Annotated in this window: 4 protein-coding genes and 2 tRNA genes; 3 read left to right on the top strand and 3 right to left on the bottom strand. The window is 32.3% G+C overall.

Annotated features, from left to right (window positions below):
- Positions 1-432, top strand: a 432-nt coding sequence (locus NH288_RS11225) for a ribonuclease E/G (RefSeq protein ID WP_265215375.1), incomplete at its 5' end; no start/stop codon positions are given.
- On the opposite strand, the gene NH288_RS11220 is transcribed toward NH288_RS11225, so the two are convergent.
- Both NH288_RS11220 and NH288_RS11215 read right to left on the bottom strand, forming a co-directional pair.
- On the bottom strand, positions 421-675 hold the full coding sequence (locus NH288_RS11220) for a GIY-YIG nuclease family protein (protein WP_106460044.1): 255 nt from the start codon (positions 673-675) through the stop codon (positions 421-423). The two genes, NH288_RS11225 and NH288_RS11220, sit on opposite strands and share 12 nt — an antisense overlap.
- A complete protein-coding gene (locus tag NH288_RS11215) occupies positions 675-1,280 on the bottom strand; it encodes a regulatory protein RecX (protein WP_265215372.1) in 606 nt (201 codons plus the stop codon). The genes NH288_RS11220 and NH288_RS11215 overlap by 1 nt, the downstream gene beginning before the upstream one ends.
- A gap of 322 nt (positions 1,281-1,602) precedes the next feature.
- Between NH288_RS11215 and NH288_RS11210 the strand changes: the two genes are divergently transcribed.
- Together NH288_RS11210 and NH288_RS11205 are read left to right on the top strand one after the other, a co-directional pair.
- Positions 1,603-1,679: transfer RNA gene (locus NH288_RS11210), tRNA-His, on the top strand.
- A gap of 1 nt (position 1,680) precedes the next feature.
- A tRNA-Leu gene (locus tag NH288_RS11205) sits at positions 1,681-1,766 on the top strand.
- Positions 1,767-1,882: 116 nt separating this feature from the next.
- On the opposite strand, the gene NH288_RS11200 is transcribed toward NH288_RS11205, so the two are convergent.
- Positions 1,883-3,007 carry a tyrosine-type recombinase/integrase gene (locus NH288_RS11200; protein ID WP_265215370.1) on the bottom strand — a complete coding sequence of 375 codons (1,125 nt, stop codon included), beginning with the start codon at positions 3,005-3,007 and terminating at the stop codon, positions 1,883-1,885.
- Positions 3,008-3,139: the final 132 nt, after the last annotated feature.

Genomic DNA, 3,139 nt, shown 5'->3' with positions numbered 1-3,139 from the left:
AAAGAAATAGACATCAAAAATTCACGAGTCTTTAATGATTTGATAAAAGATATAAGTAATAATAAATTAAATTACAAAGACTTATCGATTATTATAGATGAACTAGAGACCCTTACTGTAATAGATGTAAATACAGGAAGCCGAAAGTCTAAAATGCAAAAAGAAGATTTTTTATTAGGTATAAATTTAGAGCTAATAGACTTTATAGCCTATAATCTTAAATTAAGAAACATAGGAGGCATGTGTCTGATAGACTTTTTAAGAGTTCATGATAAGGAAAAAATTACAGCAGAGATGCAAAAAGCCATAGAAAAATACCAAATTGAAGCCGAAATATTTGGATTTACCCAGATGGGCCTATTTGAAATTTCTATAAAAAGAAGAGGAGATAGTCTAAAAACATCCTTAAGAAAGAGAAAGTTAATTTCCTAAGGCAAATTTTTGGACTAGATCCTCTTTTTGCTTTTTATTTAATTTTTTAAGCCTTGCTTCAAGCTTAAGACCGATAGATTTGCTATCAACTCTTCTGTAGAATACAAGACTAACAGGTAGCCTTGCTCTAGTATACTTTGCTCCCTTTCCAGAATTGTGGACCTTAATCCTGTTTTTAAGATCATTAGTATAACCTGTATATAGGCTATCATCAGCACATCTTAGAATATAAACAAAATGCATTACTTAAATCTTTCATCAAGGACCTTATTAATTATATCGATATCAAAGCCCTTGCCAGCCAAATGCCTAAAGACCTTTTGCCTATTTTCAAAAGAAAAATCATCCTTAATCTTTTTATCAGCAAAAAAACTAGCCTTTTCATATTCCCTTTGATCATCCACAAGGCCAATGTATTCCTCTATAAGTAAATCATCTACGTGTTTGGTTTTTAACATATAAGAAATCTTATTTCGAGACCATCTTGAAATCTCATCCTTATCAGTGATGAAAGCTTTGACATAAGCTGCATCATCTAAAAACCCGTAAGAATCGAGAAAAGCAACAACCTTATCGATAACTTCATTAGAAAATTTCTTCTCAGCTAACTTCTTTTTGATTTCATAAGTAGATTTTTGTGAATAAGAAATCTTAGACAAGGCAAAATTCTTGGCCCTGTTATACTCATCATTGGCCAAGATTATTTTATAGGTATCAAAGTCTAATTCCTCATCTTTTTCTAGGTTAAGCTCATAATAAAGATCATAATCAACAAAGAATTTCTCATTAGAAATGCTAAGCCTAATTAAATTATATTTTTCTGAATACTCAATATTTTCTATAATCATTGCATAGACAATATAGCGTTATAAACAAGGGGAGCAATCATAGCTATAGCGATAACAATAGCAAATAATTTTAAAATAAATTTTCTTGTATTTTTCATAATTCACCTCTCTTGATATTCTACTTCAAAAGATAGAAAAATAAAATAAGGAAAAAATTTGCATTATTTTTAAAAACGTGGTATTATATTATTTGTCAGTAAGAAAGCTTTAGAGCTTATGAGATAAAGATTAAATAAAAATCTTAAAAAACATTTGACAAAGTAAATAAAAAGTTGTATACTGTAATAGTCAGTGAGACATTAGTAGAGAACAACTTAGCGTGGTGGGTATGGTCCAGTTGGTTACGACACCTGGTTGTGGCCCAGGAGAGCGTGAGTTCGAATCTCACTACTCACCCCATGCGGGATTGGCGGAATTGGCAGACGCGCTAGACTTAGGATCTAGTGAGAATTTCTCGTGAAGGTTCGACTCCTTTATCCCGCACCATTTGATAAGCTTTTATAGCTTGATTTCAACGATTACAATTTTGCTGTTACCAGTAAGTTACCAGTAGAATTATAATCGTTGTTTTTTATGCTTTTTTTTATTTTTGTCCCAACTTCTTATCCTACTTTTAGTGCAGTTTTAAAATTGTAGGTTTGGAACTGCTTATATAGATACATATCTACTACCTGGATATAAGATTTCTTTGTGGTTTCTATGGATTCGTGTCCCATTAAGTCCATGAGATCTATATCACTTATGCCTGACATATGGGATATGGTGGCGAAAGTATACCTACATTGTATAGGGGTTGTTTCTTCTAGTCCTGCCTTTTTGAGTGCTCCTTTGAAGATTGTGTTTCTAAAGGTGGTATCGCTTGGATGTGATGGCTTTGGGTTTTGTGGGTTTATTCTTGTGTTTTCTACTATATAGCCTGTGGTTGATTCCCTGGCTAATTCTTTTAGTATGTCGTAGATTTTGTCGTGGATAAACATAATCCTTCTCTTACCCTTGTTTGTTTTTATTCCAAAATCCCTGATTATCCTTCTTTTGAAGTCAATGTTTATAGTTTTTAATTTCCTATATTCTGATGTTCTCATGCCTGTAAATATCATGCAGAGTATATGGCGAGCGTCGGGGTTGTATGGTATCGATTCAAAGAGTTTATTTATATCTTGTGTATAAAATATGGTTTTTTCTTTGGTGTTTTCTTTACCTTTTACATCTAGCAGCTTTGCTCTATCTTTATCTACTAATTCATGTTTTTCTGCAAATTGGTAGATTTTACTTGCTACGTGTTTTAACCTTGAGATTGAGTCTTTGGAGTAGTCTTTTCTTATTTTTTCGCCGTTTATGGTTTCGTAGTATCCCTCTTTTACTTTTTGATCTATGCACCTTTGCATTTCCATGGTTTTTATTTCCATGATATTTTTATTCCAGATAGGGTGGAAGGATTGGAAGGAATCCTCGTATCTGTTTTTTGTTTTATATGATAAATTTAGATAATCATCAGTTTTTTTGTATTCTTCGTATATTTCCCTAAATGTTTTTATATCATCGACATATACATAATTATCTAAAGCTTTTTTGGCTTCCTTTCTTGATTTATAAAAGCCTACTGTTGGCCTGTGTTCTTTGCCGTTTATATCGTAGGTTGCTGGGAGTCTTGCCCACCATGGGGATTTCCTGCCCTTTACATAGGTTATTGAGCCTTCGCCATTGGCGAATTTTCTATCTCTTGCCATTTTTGCTCCTTATATAATGTATTTAGGTTGTTAAAGGTAACCTATAACCCTTTTTCGACTAAGTATTATTCAGTTTTACTGTATAATATTGTTATTAGATAGAGTGTACTCGTTTGCTCCTTGAGATTTAAT

Source organism: Anaerococcus sp. NML200537, from assembly GCF_026131715.1.
Taxonomy (GTDB): Bacteria; Bacillota; Clostridia; order Tissierellales; family Peptoniphilaceae; genus Anaerococcus; species Anaerococcus kampingae.
Note: the sequence above shows the minus strand (reverse complement) of the source record. Positions and strands in the feature narration are given on the sequence as shown.

What these genes read in the sequence shown, in the direction of transcription:
- NH288_RS11215 (WP_265215372.1), bottom strand. Translation starts at nt 1,280, where the DNA reads ATGATTATAGAAAATATTGAGTATTCAGAAAAATATAATTTAATTAGG.
- NH288_RS11220 (WP_106460044.1), bottom strand. Translation starts at nt 675, where the DNA reads ATGCATTTTGTTTATATTCTAAGATGTGCTGATGATAGCCTATATACA.
- NH288_RS11200 (WP_265215370.1), bottom strand. Translation starts at nt 3,007, where the DNA reads ATGGCAAGAGATAGAAAATTCGCCAATGGCGAAGGCTCAATAACCTAT.